Origin of the sequence: Mycobacterium sp., from assembly GCF_032162105.1 — a bacterium.
Lineage (GTDB): Bacteria > Actinomycetota > Actinomycetes > Mycobacteriales > Mycobacteriaceae > Mycobacterium.
This window is the reverse complement of the sequence record NZ_JAVRPS010000281.1, coordinates 1-16,725: the sequence shown is the minus strand read 5'-3', so window position 1 is coordinate 16,725 and position 16,725 is coordinate 1. Positions and strand designations below refer to the sequence as shown.

Sequence of the window (16,725 nt, the reverse complement as noted above, 5' to 3'; positions counted from 1 at the left end):
CTGCTCACCGTCCGGCAGTTCAACGACCTGCTGCGCGTGTTGCCGCCGATCCCGCAGCCCGGCCAGAACGGCCTTGCCGGCCAGGCCGTCGCCCGGCGCGGCGGATCACCTGGCCGCCCGGTGGCCCCACCGCGCGAGCTGCCCGCGGGCCGGACCGACCAGCCGCCCGGCCGCGCCGACGTCGGCCGCTACACCCAGCAGCGCCCGCCGGTGCGCAACGGCCGTCAGTCGCCCCACTACCAGCGGTAGGCAGACGCCGCAGGGCCGTTGAGTAGCCTGTCGGCATGTCCCGCCCCGTCGCAATGATCACCGGACCGACGTCCGGCTTGGGCACGGGATTCGCCCACCGCTACGCCATCGACGGTCATGACCTGGTCCTGGTGGCCCGTGACGTCGACCGCCTCGACCGGCTCGCCGCCGAACTGCACGACGAAGCCGGCGCCGCGGTGGAGGTACTTCCCGCCGACCTGGCCGTCGCCGCCGACCGCGCCAAGGTGGCCGACCGGCTCGCCGCCGGCGTCCGAATCTTGGTCAACAACGCGGGATTCGGCACTTCGGGCGAGTTCTGGACCGCCGACCTCCAGACGCTCCAATCCCAACTCGACGTCAACGTGACCGCCGTGATGCAACTGACGCACGCCGCGCTGCCGCCGATGCTGGCGGCAGGGGCGGGCACCGTCATCAACGTCGCCAGCGTGGCGGGACTACTGCCAGGACGCGGGTCGACGTACTCGGCGTCGAAGGCCTGGGTGGTCGCGTTCTCCGAGGGCTTGGCGAACGGGCTCGGCGGCACAGGAGTCGGTGTGCACGCGCTGTGCCCCGGCTTCATCCGCACCGAGTTCCACGAGCGCGCGGGCATCGACATGGCGGGCACGCCGTCGTTCCTGTGGCTCGACGTGGCCGACGTGGTCCGCGGCTGTCTGGCCGATGTCGCCAAGGGACAGGTCGTCATCGTGCCGGGCCTGCAGTACAAGGTGCTCACCACCGGCGGTCGCATGGTGCCGCGAAACCTGGTGCGCGCCATGACGAAAGTGGTCGGCAGGGGCCGTGACCGAACCTGAGGTAGAACCCGGACCCGAGTGCCCGTGCTCCGCGGGCTAGTCGCGGGGCTGCTGGCGGCGGTTCTCGTCGCGGCCTGCTCGAGCAGCACCGACGAGGCAGGCCCGTACGCTGCGCAGACCGCTCCGCTCGGCGAATCGCTGGCGGCGCTCGGCTGGAACATGTCGGTGTCCAATCTGCGGTTCGACGGCGACTACGTCCTGGTCGACGTCGACGCCGCCGCGTCGACGCCCGGCGGACCGCATGCCAAGCCCGAGTCCGTCCGATTCGGTCTCTACGGTGCGCTGGCCCATCCGATCGAGTCCAACGTACTGGGCGGGTGCTCGGGAGTGACCAGCCTCAACCTGCAACCCGCGTCCGCGCCGAACCCCGACAAGCTCACCGGCACAGTGTGTCTGGGGCCGCTGCGCGATCAGACCCAGGTGCGTGGCGTGTACGCCTACTCGCCGCAGGACAAGATCGCGGGCACCACGGTTGCCTACCCCGCGGCGTTCCCGGTCGGCCTGCTGCCCACCAACGAGAACGACACCGGCATGGTGCTGCAGACCACCAGCGTGGACGCCTTCCGCGGCGACGGCGCCCAACTCGATCCCACCGCGCTCGGCGACCCGACCGCCTTCAACGGCAACGGCTACATGTTGCTCGGACTCCAGATCGACGGTCAGGCATCGCGATACCGCGAGGACTCGGCACGGCGCGGTGGCCCGTTGATGGTGGTGGTGGCGCCGACGCTGCCTGGCGCGGGGCTGTCGTACGCATGCACGGTGTACGGGGCGTCGCTGCTGGTGCTTCCGGATTCCTCGCTGGAGGCGATCGCGGTGCGGGCGTCGATGTGCGCGCAGGGCGAGATCAACGCCGCGCTGCTGTACGCGACGGTGTCGGTGATCGGCACGCACGCCGCGCTGTGGACGTCGCGTGACTGAGGAACGCGGGAGCCGCCCCGGCGGCGACATCGAACCCGGCCCGACCGAGTGGGCTACGACCACCGGCGTCGGCCCGTGGGTGGGACCGCCGCCGCAAGACGCCAGGTACGACCAGGAACTGCTCCGCGACGGGGACACCCGCAACGTCGTCGACGCGTATCGGTACTGGACGCGGGAGGCGATCGTCGCCGACATCGACCAGCGCAGGTACCCGCTCCACATTGCGATCGAGAACTTCGGCAACGACGCCAACATCGGTGGGGTCGTCCGGACCGCGAATGCGTTCGCCGTCGACACCGTGCACATCGTCGGGCGCCGCCGATGGAACCGGCGCGGCGCCATGGTCACCGACCGCTACCAACGACTGCGCCACCACGACACCACCGCCGAGCTGCTGGTGTTCGCCGCCGACGCGGGACTGGAGGTGATCGCCGTCGACAACGTGCCCGGGGCGGTCCGCCTCGAACGGACGGCGCTGCCACGGGACTGTCTGTTGATCTTCGGGCAGGAGGGCCCTGGCATCACGGACGAGGCGCGGTTGGGCGCCGCCAGGACCGTGTCGATCGCCCAGTTCGGCTCCACCCGCAGCATCAACGCCGCTGTCGCCGCGGGCATCGCGATGCACACTTGGATCGCGCAACATGGTGACCTGGACACCGCCTGGTAGGGCAGGATCATCGACATGGATCAGGTATGGGGCAACCGCGCGGCCAGCGCCGAGGCCGCCGTCGCGACGCGACACCTGCGACGGCTGTGGCAATTGCCAGGAACCCAGCTCGGCGTCGTCGCCTGGCCTGCCACCAGCAAGCAGCTGATGTATGGCACCTGGCATTACTGGTGGCAGGCGCACCTCCTGGACTGCCTGGTGGACGCCCAGGTGCGCGACCCCCAGCCCGACCGGCAGCAGCGGATCGAACGGCAGGTCCGCTCACAACGATTGCGAAACACCGGTTGGGTCAACGACTACTACGACGACATGGCCTGGCTGGCGCTCGCGCTGGAGCGGGCCGGTCGGCTCGCCGGAGTGGAGCGGCCGAAGGCGCTGGAGAAGCTATCCGACCAGTTCGTCAACGCGTGGGTGCCCGAGGACGGCGGCGGCATCCCATGGCGCAAGCAGGACCAGTTCTTCAACGCCCCTGCCAACGGACCCGCTGGCATCTTCCTCGCCCGCTACGACGATCGTCTCCGTCGTGCCCAGCAGATGGCCGACTGGATCGACGAAACCCTGATCGACCCGGAGACCCATCTGGTGTTCGACGGGGTCAAGGGCGGTTCGCTGGTCCGTGCGCAGTACACCTACTGCCAGGGGGTGGTCCTCGGCCTAGAGACCGAATTGGCCGCCAGGACAGAGGACCCGGACCACGCCGTGCGCGTGCAACGCCTCGTCGCTGCCGTGCGCGACAACATGGCGCCCGAGGGCGTCATCCAGGGCGCAGGCGGCGGTGACGGCGGGCTGTTCAACGGCATCTTGGCGCGCTACCTCGCCCTCGTCGCCACCACGCTGCCGGGCGACACCCCGGCAGACACCGGGGCGCGCGCCACCGCCAAGGAGTTGGTGCTGACCTCGGCGCGATCGGCGTGGGACCTCCGACAGACCGTCGACGGACTGCCACTGTTCGCGGCGTTCTGGGACCGCGACGCCGAGCTGCCGAAGGTCGGCGGCAAGGACGCCCAATTCGTCGCGGGCGCCGTCAACGCATCAGAGATCCCCGAACGTGATCTGTCGGTGCAGCTGTCCGGGTGGATGCTGATGGAGGCAGCCCATACGCTCAGCGACGACGCGGAACCCGAACACTCGCCCGCACAGGAGGAAGAGCCTGAATGACCGAGCCGGGAGGCTGGACGCCGGACCAGGACACCATCGACGAAGCCAACCTCACGCGGTTCCTCGCGTGGCTGGCCGAGACGGGTCGCGGTGACTTCACCGACTACCAGGAGTTGTGGTCGGCGTCGGTGGCCGACGTGGCGTGGTTTTGGGACGCCGTCTGGCACTTCTACGACATCCGCGCGACCAGTCCTGCCGACGCGGTGCTCGCGAGCGCGGACATGCCTGGCGCCCAATGGTTTCCGGGCGCAACCCTGAACTACGCCGCCGAGGTCTTCCGGCATGCGACCGCCGAGCGCCCGGCGATGGTGGTTGCGGGCGAGGACGGCGCAGCAGACTGGTCCTGGGACCGCTTGACTCGGGAGACGGCCGCGTTCGCCGACTATCTGCGCAGCCTCGGCGTCGTGCCAGGCGATCGGGTGGTCGGCTACATCCCGAACATCGGCGAGGCCATCGTCGCCTTCCTTGGCGCGGCAGCGGTCGGCGCCACCTGGGCCGTGTGCAACCAGGACCTCGCCGTCAGCGGCGTCGTCGCCCGCCTGGCGCAACTCGAACCCAAGGTGCTGGTGGCCAGCGATGGATCTCTTTACAACGGCAAGCGGATCGACCGCAGCGCCGAACTCGCCGAGATCCGCGGTCAGCTGCCCACGTTGAAGGCCACCGTGCTGGTGCCCCGCCTTGGCGGCGAGCGGCCGGACGGCGTGGCGGAGGGCAGGAGCGAAGCGACCGGGGAATCAACTACGCCGTGGTCCCAGGTCCTGGCCAGGGACGTGGCACTCGAGATCACCCCGGTCCCGTTCGCGCACCCGCTGTGGGTGCTGTTCTCGTCGGGCACCACCGGCACGCCGAAGGGCATCGTGCACGGCCACGGCGGCGTCGCACTCGAGCACCTGAAGTACCTGAGCCTGCAACTCGACCTCAAGCCGACCGACCGGTTCTTCTGGCAGTCCAGCACCAGCTGGATGATGTGGAACCTGCTGGTCTCGGGGCTTCTCGTCGGCTCGACGATCGTGCTGTACGACGGCAGCCCCACCTACACACACACCGACCATCTGTGGCAGGTGGCCGCCGAGCACGGCGTCACGGTGTTCGGCGCGGGCGCAGGCTACTGGCTGGCCTGTGCCAAGGAGGAATTGCACCCCGGAAAGGACTACCCGCTGGAGGCGCTGCGCGCGGTCGGTTCCACCGGTTCGCCGTTGCCTGCCTCGGGATTCCGCTGGATCCAGGACGGCGTGGGCAGGCCCATTCCGGTCATCTCGATGAGCGGTGGCACCGACGTGGTGACCGCATTCATCGGCGCGTCTCCGCTGGTTCCCATCAGGGCGGGCGAGCTGAACGTGATCGCCCTCGGGGTCGCCGCCGAGGCCTGGGTGGAGACAGAGCAGGGTGGCGGCCGACCCGTCACCGAGGAGGCAGGTGAGCTAGTGGTCATCAAGCCGATGCCGTCGATGCCGGTGTTCTTCTGGAACGACCCCGACGGCGCCAAGTACCACAATGCCTACTTCGACAAGTACGACGGCGTGTGGTGTCACGGTGACTGGATCACCATCACCGACCGGAAATCCGTTGTGGTGCATGGCCGTTCTGACGCCACGCTGAATCGGATGGGTGTCCGGATGGGCAGCGCGGAGATCTACAACGCGGTCGAGGGCCTGCCCGAGGTGCGCGACTGTCTGGTGGTCGGCATCGAGCAGAACGACGGCGGCTATTGGATGCCGTTGTTCGTGGCGCTGGCCGACGACGTCGAATTCGACGACGCGTTGCGCTCTCGGATCGTCAGCGCCATCCGGACCGGGGCATCGCCGCGGCACGTGCCGGACGACATCATCGCCGTTCCTGGCCTGCCGCGGACGATGACCGGCAAACGGCTGGAGATCCCGATCAAGCGGATCCTGATGGGCGCCAACCCGTCCGATGTACTGACGCCCAGCGCCGTCGACCGGCCGGACCTGGTCGGAGTGTTCACGGAGCACGCCCGAGCGTGACCGGGCCCGCAGCCGACCAGACGAGTGCGAATGAAGCCGCTGGGCCGGCTCCGTCGACGCCGAGCAGGTTCGGCCGCGATCCGACGGCCGCCCGCAGTGGTGAGAACACTGCGGCGGCATTGCTGCTGGTCTTTACGGTCGCCGCCATCGTGTGGGCGAATTCGCCCTGGGCGCAGAGCTATTCGGACTTCTGGAACACCCACGTCGGACTGAGCGTCGGCGACTTCCACGCCGAGCTGACGGTCAAGCACCTGGTCAACGACGGCCTGATGACGTTCTTCTTCTTCATCGTCGGCCTGGAGGTCAAGAGCCAGTTCACCATCGGTGAGCTCACCGACCGGCCCCGCGCCGCGGTACCCGTCGTCGCCGCGTTCGCCGGACTGATCGTGCCCGCGATCATCTTCCTGCTGTTCAACCCGTCAGGCGACGATGCGCGTGCCTGGGGCGTAGTGATCTCCACGGACACGGCCTTCTTGGTGGGCGCACTGGCGATCATCGGCCCGAAGTACCCGGCCCGATTGCGGACCTTCCTGCTCACCCTCGCCGTCGTCGACGACGTCGGGGCGCTGTTGGCGATCGCGCTGTTCTACTCCGACCAGGTGCGGTACCTGCCACTGTTGGTGGCCCTGGTGGTCGTCGCAGGCATCGCCGCGGCGCGGTTGCTCCCCGTGGGTCGAGGGCCCGCGTACTCGGTGCTGGCATTCGCGTTGTGGCTGGCACTGTTCCTCGGCGGTGTCCACCCGACGCTGGCCGGGGTGGCGGTGGCACTGCTCATCCCGGTGTTCACCCCGGAGCGCCAGCGCGTCGAGGAAGCCGTCGAGGTGATCCGCGCCTTCCGGCAATCCCCGAACTCCGAGTACGCCCGCGCCGCCAGCCGCACTCTGCGCGAATCGATCTCGATCAACGAACGGCTGCAGACCAGCTTCGGCCCGTACGTCTCATTCGCCGTGCTGCCGTTGTTCGCCCTGGCCAACGCGGGTGTGCATCTCGACCGCGACACGATGACCGCCGCCCTCCGTTCGCCCCTGACCTGGGGTGTGATCGCCGGCCTGGTGGTGGGCAAGTTCATCGGCATCACCGGCGCCACCGCCCTGGTGCGCGCCACCGGGATGGGGCAGCTCGCACCGGGCCTGACGCTGCGGCGCGTCGCGGGCGGCGCCGCCCTGTCCGGAATCGGGTTCACCATCTCGCTGTTCATCATCGATCTCGCCATCGAGGATCCCATCAAGCAGGACCAGGCCCGCGTCGGCGTGCTGGCGGCGTCCGTGCTCGCCCTGGTCCTTGGTTGGGCGACGTTCCGGATCACCGACTGGCTGAGTCCGCCGGTTGCGGTGGGCGCGAAGCTGATTCGCGAGGTCGACCCGGACCGCGACCACATCCGCGGCAACCCGAACGGCAGGCTCACGCTCGTCGAGTACGGTGACTTCGAGTGCCCGTTCTGCAGCAGGGCGACCGGATCCATCGATGAGGTCCGCGCCCATTTCGGCGACGAATTGCGGTACGTGTGGCGACATCTCCCGCTGGAACGCGTCCACCCGCATGCGATGGACGCCGCCAGGGCGAGCGAGGCGGCCGCGCTGCAGGGCCGCTTCTTCGAGATGTCCCGGCGGATGTTCGAGTTCCAGGACTACCTCGAGTGGGAGCACATCTACCGGTACGCGGACGCGGTGGGGATCGACGTCAAGAAGTTCGACGAGGACCTGCGTTCCTCGAAGGTGATGCACCGGGTGCTTGACGACGCGCAGGACGCCGAGCTGATGGATCTCAACTCGACACCAACGTTCTTCGTCAACGGCAGGCGGCACCAGGGGCCGTGGGACGCGGCCAGTCTGATCCGGGCGCTGGAACTCGGCTAGCTCTGATCGGCCGCAGGCTCGCCTGCACCGCCCTCGCTGCTCTTGGCCTTCCGGCGCCTCTTGTACCACTCGATGAAGATCGGGGTCACCGAGGCCAACGCGATGAAGATGAAGATCGGTTCGATCAGTTTCTGGATGATCTCGAACTGGCCGAGCCAATACCCGAGCAGGACCAGGCCGAGGCTCCAGACGAGGGCACCGATGACGTTGAAAAGGGTGAACACGGCGTAGTTCATCCGCGCGGCGCCCGCCGTGATCGGCGCCAAGGTGCGCACGATCGGGACGAACCGGGCGAGCACGATGGCGAAGGGGCCGCGCGCCTCGAAGAACGCGTGTGCCTCGTCGAGGTAGCGCTGCTTGAGGAACCGCGCGTTGGGCTTGAACATCGAGGTGCCGATGCTGCGACCGATCCAGTAACCGACTTGGCTGCCGAGGACGGCGGCGATGGGGATGAACACCAGCAGCTGCCAGAGCTGGAAGTTGGCGTCCACGGCGTCGGCTTTTGCAGCCGTTCCCGCGGCCAGCATGCCCGCGACGAAGAGCAGTGTGTCGCCAGGTAGCACCGGGAACAGCACGCCGGACTCGACGAAGACGACGATCAGCAGCCCCACCAGCGCCCAGGTGCCGAAGTACCCGATGAGCGTCACCGGGTCCAGGAAGTCCGGCATGAGCGCGAGGGTGGTGGTGGTCATGAGGCTTCAAGATACCGGTGCGAGCTGAGCGAGCCCGGCTTCCCCCAGTAGAGAGCACACCCGGCCCCGACGGCACCCGGCTAATCGCGCCTTCCCGTCGAAGGGTCGGGGAATGGCCACCCACAAAGCTGTCCACGTCGCCGGTAGGTGCCATGCAGGCCCTTGCCCCGGATCGCGTGATCTATCGGGGGACGACCAGCAAGGTGCTCGCCTGGTACGCAGATCGCGGCTCGGGTACGCCCGGGCTGATCCGCGGTTTCCCCGACGTGTCCGAGTCGCAGATCCTGCGAGGCATCAGATCCTCGGCCAGGCGGCGAACGGGCTCGGATGATGGTCCAGCTGCCAAGCCGACCCCCTTATTGAGATACTGCACGAGATACCTGAGCCGGACCGTCAAGAGGAGTTCTCATGCCCATCGCCACGCCCGAGATCTACGCCGAGATGCTGGGCCGCGCCAAGGAACACTCCTTCGCGTTCCCCGCCATCAACTGCATCGGCTCCGAGAGCGTCAACGCCGCCATCAAGGGCTTCGCGGACGCCGGTAGCGACGGCATCATCCAATTCTCCACCGGTGGAGCGGAATTCGCCTCCGGCCTCGGCATCAAGGAGATGGTGACGGGTGCGGTCGCACTCGCCGAGTTCGCCCACGTGATCGCCGCCAAGTACCCCGTCACCGTGGCCCTGCACACCGACCACTGCCCGAAGGACAAGCTGGACACCTACGTGCGGCCGCTGCTGGCCATCTCGGCCGAGCGCGTCGCCAAGGGCGGCAATCCGCTGTTCCAGTCGCACATGTGGGACGGCTCCGCGGTGCCGATCGACGAGAACCTCGAGATCGGCAAGGAACTGCTCAAGCTCGCTGCCGAGGCCAAGATCATCCTCGAAGTCGAGATCGGCGTCGTCGGTGGCGAGGAGGACGGTGTCGAGGCCGAGATCAACGAGAAGCTCTACACCTCGGCCGACGACTTCGAGAAGACCATCGACGCGCTCGGCGCGGGCGAGCACGGCAAGTATCTGCTGGCCGCGACGTTCGGCAACGTGCACGGCGTCTACAAGCCGGGCAACGTCAAGCTGAAGCCCGAGGTGCTGGCCGAGGGCCAGGCCGTCGCGTCGAAGAAGCTCGGGCTGCCCGCGGGCTCCAAGCCGTTCGACTTCGTCTTCCACGGCGGCTCGGGTTCGCTGAAGTCGGAGATCGAGGACTCGCTGAAGTACGGCGTGGTGAAGATGAACGTCGACACCGACACCCAGTACGCGTTCACCCGTCCGCTGGCCGGGCACATGTTCACCAACTACGACGGCGTGCTCAAGATCGACGGCGAGGTGGGCAACAAGAAGGCCTACGACCCGCGCAGCTACCTGAAGAAGGCCGAGGCGTCGATGTCCGAGCGCGTCGTCGAGGCCTGCGCCGACCTGCACAGCACGGGCCGCTCAGTCACCGCCGGCTAGTGATTCGTGAGCGCAAACGTTCGCCGTGCGACTGTTTGCGCTCACAAATCGCAAGGACTACTGGGGGGCTTGGCAGATCTTCCACTGCTCGTCGCGGAACTCCAGATCGAAGCTGCGTGTCGACCGCGTCGACGGGTCGAAGGCCATGAACGACGTGACGTTGGCCTCGGCGTGGTTGTCGTTGACCACCACCTGATCGATGCTGGCGACCACCGGATACTGCCTGGCCGCCGCGACGCGGGCGTGGATGTCCTTCCACCGTGTGTCGTCGTACTTGATGTAGCTGTCGGCGGTCTCGCCGCACGTGATGCTGCGCAGGGTGGCGAGGTCGCCCTTCTGGATCGCGGTGTCGAAGTTCTGGATCGTCGTGCGGACCCGGTCCTCCTGCGAGACCTTCGGCGCATCGTCGCGAGCGAGCAGCACGGTGCCGAGGATGGCGACCGCCACCAGTGCCGCGATCACCAGCAGCAGGGCGATCACCCAACCCCAACTGCGGCGCTTGCGGGGTGCGGCCGGTGCGTCCGAACGCGGCGGGATGAGTTGCGGTGCAACGGCGTTCGGCTGCGGCGCGAACTGTTCGGTCGGGGCTCCAGACGCGGCCATTCCCGCGGGCGCCTCCGACACCGAGAGGATCTCGGTGGGCGGCCCGGTTTCGATGATTTGGGTCGAGCCCGCATCCGATGGCGACGGTGCGGTGAATCGGCGTTCCTGTAGCTCCGGCGGCGCAACCTGCTTCAGTGCCGGATCGGTGGGCGCGATGGCCTCCGTCTGCGGTTCGGCCGTGAGCTCGTCGCCCGAAGCCGGCTGCAGGTTCTCGTCGGGCCCCGATGGGTTCGACATCTGACTCTCAGTCCTCCCTAAAACACACTTCTGCTGAGCCTATCGATCCACGCTTGGCCATGCCTGAAGGCGGTCGTGCGAGACCCGCACGGCACAATAGGCCCATGACACGGATGGGTGATCTTCTGGGGCCGGATCCGACGCTGTTGCCTGGCGACAGCGCAGCCGAGGATGCGCTGAACGCGGGTGAGAACCCGACCGCCGTCGCGGCCGCACACCCGTCGGCCTCGGTGGCGTGGGCGGCGCTGGCCGAGGAGGCCCTCAACGACGACAGGGCCGTCACCGCCTATGCCTACGCCAGGACCGGCTACCACCGCGGTCTGGATCAGCTTCGGCGCAACGGGTGGAAGGGCTTCGGCCCGGTGCCCTACGCCCACGAGCCGAACCGCGGTTTTCTGCGCTGTGTGGCCGCGCTGGCCCATGCCGCCGACTCCATCGGTGAGACCGACGAGTTCCAGCGGTGCCTGGATCTGCTCGACGACTGCGATCCGGCGGCTCGCTCACAGCTGGGGCTCAGCTAAGTCGCAAATGCGCGTGGCATCCTCGCCGCGTGAGTTGGATTCGGCGGTGCGTGAACGCGCTGGCTGGGGTGCTGGCCGTGGTCGCGGTGGTGGTGGGTGCGGTCACCGTGGAGGCACTCAGCACTCCTGGCAGTGACAGTGCCGAGGCGAAGCTCGCGGAATGGGGCCGCGATCACCACCTCGGTGCGGAGGTCACGTGGCTCGAGCGGCTGCAGTACGAGCACGACCCACCGCAGGTGGGTGGAACGCCGCCGGGGGGCATCCCGACGCCGGATGGCGTGGTCGCTCCAGCCGTGATGTCGACGGTCTTCACGCGCTCGCCGCTCGCACCGCTGGCGCACGGCACGCCGCTGCCGGGTGAGGGCGTCTGGCGGACCGTGGTGACGGTCAGGGGACTGCCTGCCGTTCAGGTCGCGGCGCTACGACCCGACGACGTTCACACGTCGTACGTGGCTGGCGTGATCCGGATGAACCCAGCGCTGGTCCGTGGTGAACTGCGACCGGGCTCTACGGACCCCGGTGGCCTCTGGCAGGCAGCGAACTACCTCACCGATTCCGAGCAACGAGACGTCGCCGTGGTGTTCAACGGCGGATTCCGGCTCAACGATCGGGACCGGGGCGGCTACTACAGCGAAGGCCGCACGGTCGCCCCACTACGCGACGGCGAGGCGAGCCTGGTGCTGCACACAGACGGCACCGCCGACGTCGGCGCCTGGGGTCGTGAAGTGCGGATGGATCCGACCGTCGCCAGCGTCCGGCAGAACCTGGTTCCGCTCGTCGACGGCGGCGAGGTCAATCCCGCGTGCGCGACGGGCGGCGCCAAGGAGTGGGGCAAGACCATCGGGCAGTCCGCGTACATCCAGCGGTCGGGTTTCGGCGTCACCGCCACAGGTGCCGAGATCTACGTCGGCGGTCCAGCGCTATCGGTCTGCAGCCTGGGCCGGATCCTTCAGGACGCCGGCGTGGTCCGCGGCATGGAACTCGACATCAACCCGGCGTGGGTCAGCGGCGCGTACTTCCACCCGCGCCCGTCGGGAGCACCCACGGGCTATCGGCTGTACCCCGGCGAGCAGGTGGATCCTGGCCACTACCTGAAGCCGTCGAGCCGCGACTGGTTCGCCTGGTTCACCCGGTCTTAGCTCGCGAAGGGACCAGTCGAGGACGCGTCACCGGTGCGCTTGCTTCTCGCAATCACCGGCGCCCTCGGGCGGTTCCACTTGGACGGTGGCGTGCTCCAGGCCGCGGGCGGCCAGCACTGCGCGCGCATCCTCCAGCACCTGGACCGAATCGCCGCAGCAGATGACGTGTGCGGTGGCCATGTCCTTGCCAGGTACCAGGGTCCACACGTGCAGGTCGTGCACGCCCGTCACGCCGTCGACGGCGGCCAGAGCCGACCGCAACTCCTCGACGTCGATGTGGCTCGGCGACGACTCGGACAGGATGCGCAGCGCGGCCCTGGCCAGTGCGAACGCCCGCGGCAGCACCCACACGGCGACGAGGACCGCGACCACGACGTCGGCGTAGGGCCAGCGCGTGGTCACGGTGACGATGCCGGCGATCAGCACGCCGATGCTGCCCACCGTGTCGGCGACGACCTCCATGTAGGCGCCCTTGACGGCCAGGCTCTGCTCGGAGTGCGAGCGCAGCAGCAGTACGACGACGAGGTTGGCGAGCAGGCCCGCGAGTGCGACGACGATCATCGGGACCCCGGGCACGTCGGGTGCATGCCCGAGTCGCTCGACCGCCTCGAAGAGGATGAACGCGGCGACGCCAAGCAGCAGCACGGCGTTGGCGACGGCGGTGAACACCTCGGCGCGGTGCCAGCCGTAGGTCCTGGCGGCCGAAGCCGGTCCGTGCCGGGCCAGCAACACCGCCGTCAGCCCCATGAACATCGCCACCAGGTCGGTCAGCATGTGGCCCGCGTCGGCCAGCAGCGCGATCGAGTCGATCCACAACGCGGTGGTCAACTCGATGACGAAGAAGATGGTCAGGATCGCCGCTGCGGCGAGCATCCGGCTTACCCGGGTGTCACTGCCCCCGTGATCGTGACCTGCACCCATGCCAGCAATATATGCGAAAGAACGCATATATTGCAAGGGTCGTCAGAACCAGGCGGACCAGAAGCGTGTCAACGTGCTACCGGCGCCCACCAGGGCGCTGGGCACGCCGGACAGGTCGAAGAACCAGAACACGATCGAAAAGAACCATCGGTTCAGCGAAGGCGCGATGAGAAGGATCAGCAGGATGAAGAACCCCCACTGCTTGACCGGTTGCAGTGAGCGCTGGGTGTCGGGGCTGAGGTGGGGCTCCAGCGCGCTGTAACCGTCGAGACCGGGGATGGGCAGCAGGTTCAGGATGACGGCGGTGACCTGAAGGAAGCCCAGGAATGCGACGCCCGCCCAGAACACCAAGTGGTTGGGGTCCCACAGCACGCGGGTCAGCACCAGCAGCAGGATCGCGAGCACCACGTTGGCGAACGGGCCGGCCAGACTCACCGTCGTCCGCTGCCGAGGCGTCATCCACGACGTGCGGACGTACACGGCCCCGCCGGGCAGGCCGATGCCGCCCAGCGCAATGAACAACACCGGCAACCCCAGCGAGAGCAGGGGATTGGAGTACTTCAACGGGTTCAGCGTCAGGTAGCCGCGCACCTCGACGTCACGATCGCCGTAGCGCCATGCGGTGAAGGCGTGGCCGAACTCGTGCAGGCACAGTGACACCAGCCAGCCGAATACCACGAACGTGAAGACCCCGACGTAGGCGAGGGCTGACGGACGGCCGCCCGTCAAAACGGGAGACAGCCATGCGATGACGCCGCCGACTGCGGTGATCGCGACGATCGCCCAGAAGATCAGGCTGGGTCGCACCGATTGGCGCAGCGGACGGATACTCACTTCACGAAACTACCGTTACCGGACGGCCAGCCAGCCCTGCGTGTGGCGGTAGAAGGTGGATCGACGGACCGGGCGCGGCGCCGCAACGCCGTCGCGCACCACCAGCGCGCCCGTCGTACCGAGTTGGACGGCGCGCCCTGTGACCCACCGGCGCGGCCGCATCCGGCCCGTCAACACGCTGGCGCGCAGCCCAGGCAGGCCGGCCGTCGGCTCGATGCGCACCCCCGTCACCTCCCCGTCGAACAGCAGGGTGTCGTCGACGACGCCCTCACCGGCGATGGTCCGCGCGGCTTCGTCGGGCGGCAACCAGTAGGCGGTTCCTGTGAGGACGGTGCCCGTCTCGTCGCGGATCAGCGGCACACGCCTGGCCCCGGCAGTGCGTGCGCGACGGGCGTGCCACGGCCGGCTGACGAGGCCGACCTCGACGTCCAGCCGGTCGGCGCGCAGCAGCCGGGTGAGCACGACGCCGAGGTCCGCGAGGCCTCCAACCACGATCATTCGGCTCGCGCCTGCGAGGGGGTCGACGTCGGTGGGTGCGCCGACGTCGTGCACGGGCAGACCCACCAAGGCGCGCGGTACCCGCCGTCCACCGAAGCGCAGCACGACGACATCTGCGCTCAACTCAGCTCCTCGCAAACAGCCAGGGATCAGGTCGGATAGGGTAGCTCACCGGCTGCACCACAGTCTTGACGCACTTGAGCGGGAGAGTATGCCATGCCGGCAATCGTCCTCATCGGCGCCCAATGGGGCGACGAGGGCAAGGGAAAGGCCACCGACCTACTCGGTGGGCGCGTGCAGTGGGTCGTGCGATACCAGGGCGGCAACAACGCCGGTCATACCGTCGTGCTGCCCTCGGGTGACAACTTCGCGCTGCACCTGATTCCGTCGGGCATCCTGACGCCAGGTGTCACCAACGTCATCGGCAACGGCGTCGTCGTCGATCCTGGTGTCCTGCTGAGCGAGCTGGCGGGCCTCGAGGAACGCGGTGTCGACACCTCGCGACTGCTGATCTCCGCCGACGCGCACCTGTTGATGCCGTACCACGTGGCGATCGACAAGGTCACCGAGCGCTACATGGGCAGCAAGAAGATCGGCACCACCGGCCGCGGCATCGGGCCGTGCTACCAGGACAAGGTCGCGCGGCTCGGCATCCGCGCCGCCGACGTCCTCGCCCCCGACCTGCTGGCCCAGAAGATCGATGCCGCACTGGAATTCAAGAACCAGGTGCTGGTCAAGATCTACAACCGCAAGGCGCTCGACCCGGACGAGGTGGTCGAGACACTGCTCGCACAGGCCGAAGGCTTCAAGCACCGCATCGCCGACGCCCGCTACCTGCTCAACACCGCGCTGGAGAACGGTGAGACGGTGTTGCTGGAGGGCTCGCAGGGCACGCTGCTCGACGTCGACCACGGCACGTATCCCTATGTGACGTCCTCGAATCCGACGGCGGGCGGCGCTGCCGTCGGCTCCGGCATCGGCCCCACCCGCATCACCACGGTGCTGGGCATCCTGAAGGCGTACACCACCCGCGTCGGCTCGGGCCCGTTCCCCACCGAGCTGTTCGACGAGTTCGGCGCCTACCTGTCCAAGACGGGTGGCGAGGTCGGCGTGACGACGGGGCGCGCGCGGCGCTGCGGCTGGTTCGACGCCGTCATCGCGCGGTACGCCACGCGAGTCAACGGGATCACCGACTACTTCCTGACCAAGCTCGACGTGCTGTCCAGCCTGGAGACGGTGCCGGTGTGCGTCGGCTACACCGTCGACGGCAAGCGCACCAACGAGATGCCGATGACGCAGAGCGACATCGCGCGCGCCGAGCCGATCTACGAGGAGCTGCCCGGCTGGTGGGAGGACATCTCCGCCGCCCGGCAGTTCGACGATCTGCCCGCCAAGGCCCGCGACTACGTGCTCCGCCTGGAAGAGCTTGCCGGCGCCCATGTTTCATGCATCGGCGTCGGGCCCGGCCGCGACCAGACCATCGTGCGCCGCGACATCCTGGTGCCGCGGTGAGTGGCGATGAGCGCCTGCGCGAAGAGCAGACGACTACTGATCCCGAGTACGACCGGCATGGCGGGTTTCCGCTCTTCGAGGCGGCGGAACCAGGACCGGGGTTCGGACCGTTCCTGTCGTCGATGCGGCGGCTGCAGGACCTCGCGGTGTCGGCCAACCCGGACAGCGACACCTGGGTGGATGCCGCCGCGCGGGTCGAGGAATTGGTCGCGCTGCTCGAGCCGTTCCAAGCGCCTGAGGGCGTCGGCCCCGCCAACCGCGTACCCGACCTGCCTGGCGCGGGCAGCCTACTGATGCCGCCGTACGAGGTGGCCGCGTTCGAGCCCGACGGGGTCGAGTTGAACGTGCGATTCAGCCGCTTTCACGTCGGCGGCAACTCCGCCGTGCACGGTGGGGTGCTGCCCCTGCTGTTCGACTCCGTGTTCGGGATGGTGATCCACGCCGCCGGTCGACCGATCAGCCGCACCGGGTTCCTGCACGTCGACTACCGCAAGGTGACGCCGGTCGACACTCAGTTGACGGCGCGCGGCTGGATCCGCGCGACCGAGGGCCGCAAGGCGTTCGTCAACGCCGAACTGCGCGACCCCGACGACGCACTGCTTGCCGAAGCCAACGGGTTGATGATCCGGCTGCTGCCCGGCCAACCGTGAGCGCAATCTCAACGCCACCGTCCC

The 16,725-nt window shown here is 68.3% G+C and carries 17 protein-coding genes; 12 read left to right on the top strand and 5 right to left on the bottom strand.

The annotated features are described in order from the left end of the window. The 7 genes from QOC69_RS14595 to nhaA all read left to right on the top strand — a co-directional run. On the top strand, positions 1–249 hold a 249-nt coding region (locus QOC69_RS14595), incomplete at its 5' end, for a TtfA family protein (protein WP_526440672.1). A 35-nt stretch (positions 250–284) separates the two neighbouring features. Next, positions 285–1,061: an SDR family NAD(P)-dependent oxidoreductase gene (locus tag QOC69_RS14590; protein WP_526440670.1), complete on the top strand. Its 777-nt coding sequence runs from the start codon at positions 285–287 to the stop codon at positions 1,059–1,061. 18 nt (positions 1,062–1,079) lie between these two features. Further along, complete coding sequence (locus tag QOC69_RS14585; protein ID WP_526440668.1) at positions 1,080–1,982, top strand: hypothetical protein; 903 nt, start codon at positions 1,080–1,082, stop codon at positions 1,980–1,982. Beyond that, on the top strand, positions 1,975–2,649 hold the full coding sequence (locus tag QOC69_RS14580) for a TrmH family RNA methyltransferase (RefSeq protein WP_526440666.1): 675 nt from the start codon (positions 1,975–1,977) through the stop codon (positions 2,647–2,649). Before QOC69_RS14585 ends, QOC69_RS14580 begins: the two co-directional genes overlap by 8 nt. 15 nt (positions 2,650–2,664) lie before the next feature. Then, positions 2,665–3,807 carry a glycoside hydrolase family 76 protein gene (locus QOC69_RS14575; RefSeq protein ID WP_526440664.1) on the top strand — a complete coding sequence of 381 codons (1,143 nt, stop codon included), beginning with the start codon at positions 2,665–2,667 and terminating at the stop codon, positions 3,805–3,807. Then, positions 3,804–5,792 (top strand): acetoacetate--CoA ligase, encoded by a 1,989-nt coding sequence (locus QOC69_RS14570; RefSeq protein WP_526440662.1) that lies wholly within the window; start codon positions 3,804–3,806, stop codon positions 5,790–5,792. The genes QOC69_RS14575 and QOC69_RS14570 overlap by 4 nt, the downstream gene beginning before the upstream one ends. After that, positions 5,789–7,648 (top strand): Na+/H+ antiporter NhaA, encoded by a 1,860-nt coding sequence (nhaA, locus tag QOC69_RS14565; protein ID WP_526440660.1) that lies wholly within the window; start codon positions 5,789–5,791, stop codon positions 7,646–7,648. The genes QOC69_RS14570 and nhaA overlap by 4 nt, the downstream gene beginning before the upstream one ends. On the opposite strand, the gene QOC69_RS14560 is transcribed toward nhaA, so the two are convergent. Next, on the bottom strand, positions 7,645–8,340 hold the full coding sequence (locus QOC69_RS14560; RefSeq protein WP_526440658.1) for a VTT domain-containing protein: 696 nt from the start codon (positions 8,338–8,340) through the stop codon (positions 7,645–7,647). The genes nhaA and QOC69_RS14560 overlap by 4 nt on opposite strands. 408 nt (positions 8,341–8,748) lie before the next feature. Between QOC69_RS14560 and fbaA the strand changes: the two genes are divergently transcribed. Next, positions 8,749–9,786 (top strand): class II fructose-bisphosphate aldolase, encoded by a 1,038-nt coding sequence (gene fbaA, locus QOC69_RS14555; RefSeq protein WP_526440656.1) that lies wholly within the window; start codon positions 8,749–8,751, stop codon positions 9,784–9,786. A gap of 57 nt (positions 9,787–9,843) precedes the next feature. On the opposite strand, the gene QOC69_RS14550 is transcribed toward fbaA, so the two are convergent. Continuing rightward, complete coding sequence (locus tag QOC69_RS14550) at positions 9,844–10,626, bottom strand: Rv0361 family membrane protein (protein WP_526440654.1); 783 nt, start codon at positions 10,624–10,626, stop codon at positions 9,844–9,846. 104 nt (positions 10,627–10,730) lie between these two features. On the opposite strand from QOC69_RS14550, the gene QOC69_RS14545 reads away from it, so the two are divergent. Next, positions 10,731–11,147 carry a DUF3151 family protein gene (locus QOC69_RS14545; protein ID WP_526440652.1) on the top strand — a complete coding sequence of 139 codons (417 nt, stop codon included), beginning with the start codon at positions 10,731–10,733 and terminating at the stop codon, positions 11,145–11,147. A 29-nt stretch (positions 11,148–11,176) separates the two neighbouring features. Continuing rightward, the gene (locus QOC69_RS14540) at positions 11,177–12,286 is read left to right on the top strand and encodes a hypothetical protein (RefSeq protein WP_526440650.1); all 1,110 of its coding nucleotides are present in this window, start codon (positions 11,177–11,179) and stop codon (positions 12,284–12,286) included. A gap of 27 nt (positions 12,287–12,313) precedes the next feature. On the opposite strand, the gene QOC69_RS14535 is transcribed toward QOC69_RS14540, so the two are convergent. Genes QOC69_RS14535 through QOC69_RS14525 form a run of 3 tightly spaced genes read right to left on the bottom strand, consistent with a single transcriptional unit; the run spans position 12,314 to position 14,662 of the window. Continuing rightward, positions 12,314–13,207, bottom strand: a complete 894-nt coding sequence (locus QOC69_RS14535) for a cation diffusion facilitator family transporter (RefSeq protein WP_526440648.1) — start codon at positions 13,205–13,207, stop codon at positions 12,314–12,316. 42 nt (positions 13,208–13,249) lie between these two features. Then, the gene (locus QOC69_RS14530; RefSeq protein ID WP_526440646.1) at positions 13,250–14,041 is read right to left on the bottom strand and encodes a site-2 protease family protein; all 792 of its coding nucleotides are present in this window, start codon (positions 14,039–14,041) and stop codon (positions 13,250–13,252) included. Positions 14,042–14,056: 15 nt separating this feature from the next. After that, positions 14,057–14,662, bottom strand: a complete 606-nt coding sequence (locus QOC69_RS14525) for a peptidase M50 (protein ID WP_526440644.1) — start codon at positions 14,660–14,662, stop codon at positions 14,057–14,059. Between the two features lie 93 nt (positions 14,663–14,755). Here QOC69_RS14525 and QOC69_RS14520 point away from each other — a divergent pair, with 93 nt between their 5' ends. Both QOC69_RS14520 and QOC69_RS14515 read left to right on the top strand, forming a co-directional pair. Further along, positions 14,756–16,051, top strand: a complete 1,296-nt coding sequence (locus QOC69_RS14520) for an adenylosuccinate synthase (protein ID WP_526440642.1) — start codon at positions 14,756–14,758, stop codon at positions 16,049–16,051. Continuing rightward, positions 16,048–16,701, top strand: coding sequence for a PaaI family thioesterase (locus tag QOC69_RS14515; protein ID WP_526440640.1), 654 nt, complete (start codon positions 16,048–16,050; stop codon positions 16,699–16,701). The genes QOC69_RS14520 and QOC69_RS14515 overlap by 4 nt, the downstream gene beginning before the upstream one ends. Positions 16,702–16,725 lie beyond the last annotated feature (24 nt).

Excerpts from the sequence above, each read along its gene's own strand:
- QOC69_RS14575 (WP_526440664.1), top strand. The coding sequence starts at position 2,665 with ATGGATCAGGTATGGGGCAACCGCGCGGCCAGCGCCGAGGCCGCCGTC.
- QOC69_RS14520 (WP_526440642.1), top strand. The coding sequence starts at position 14,756 with ATGCCGGCAATCGTCCTCATCGGCGCCCAATGGGGCGACGAGGGCAAG.
- QOC69_RS14570 (WP_526440662.1), top strand. The coding sequence starts at position 3,804 with ATGACCGAGCCGGGAGGCTGGACGCCGGACCAGGACACCATCGACGAA.
- fbaA (WP_526440656.1), top strand. The coding sequence starts at position 8,749 with ATGCCCATCGCCACGCCCGAGATCTACGCCGAGATGCTGGGCCGCGCC.
- QOC69_RS14545 (WP_526440652.1), top strand. The coding sequence starts at position 10,731 with ATGACACGGATGGGTGATCTTCTGGGGCCGGATCCGACGCTGTTGCCT.
- QOC69_RS14535 (WP_526440648.1), bottom strand. The coding sequence starts at position 13,207 with ATGGGTGCAGGTCACGATCACGGGGGCAGTGACACCCGGGTAAGCCGG.
- QOC69_RS14590 (WP_526440670.1), top strand. The coding sequence starts at position 285 with ATGTCCCGCCCCGTCGCAATGATCACCGGACCGACGTCCGGCTTGGGC.
- QOC69_RS14560 (WP_526440658.1), bottom strand. The coding sequence starts at position 8,340 with ATGACCACCACCACCCTCGCGCTCATGCCGGACTTCCTGGACCCGGTG.
- QOC69_RS14550 (WP_526440654.1), bottom strand. The coding sequence starts at position 10,626 with ATGTCGAACCCATCGGGGCCCGACGAGAACCTGCAGCCGGCTTCGGGC.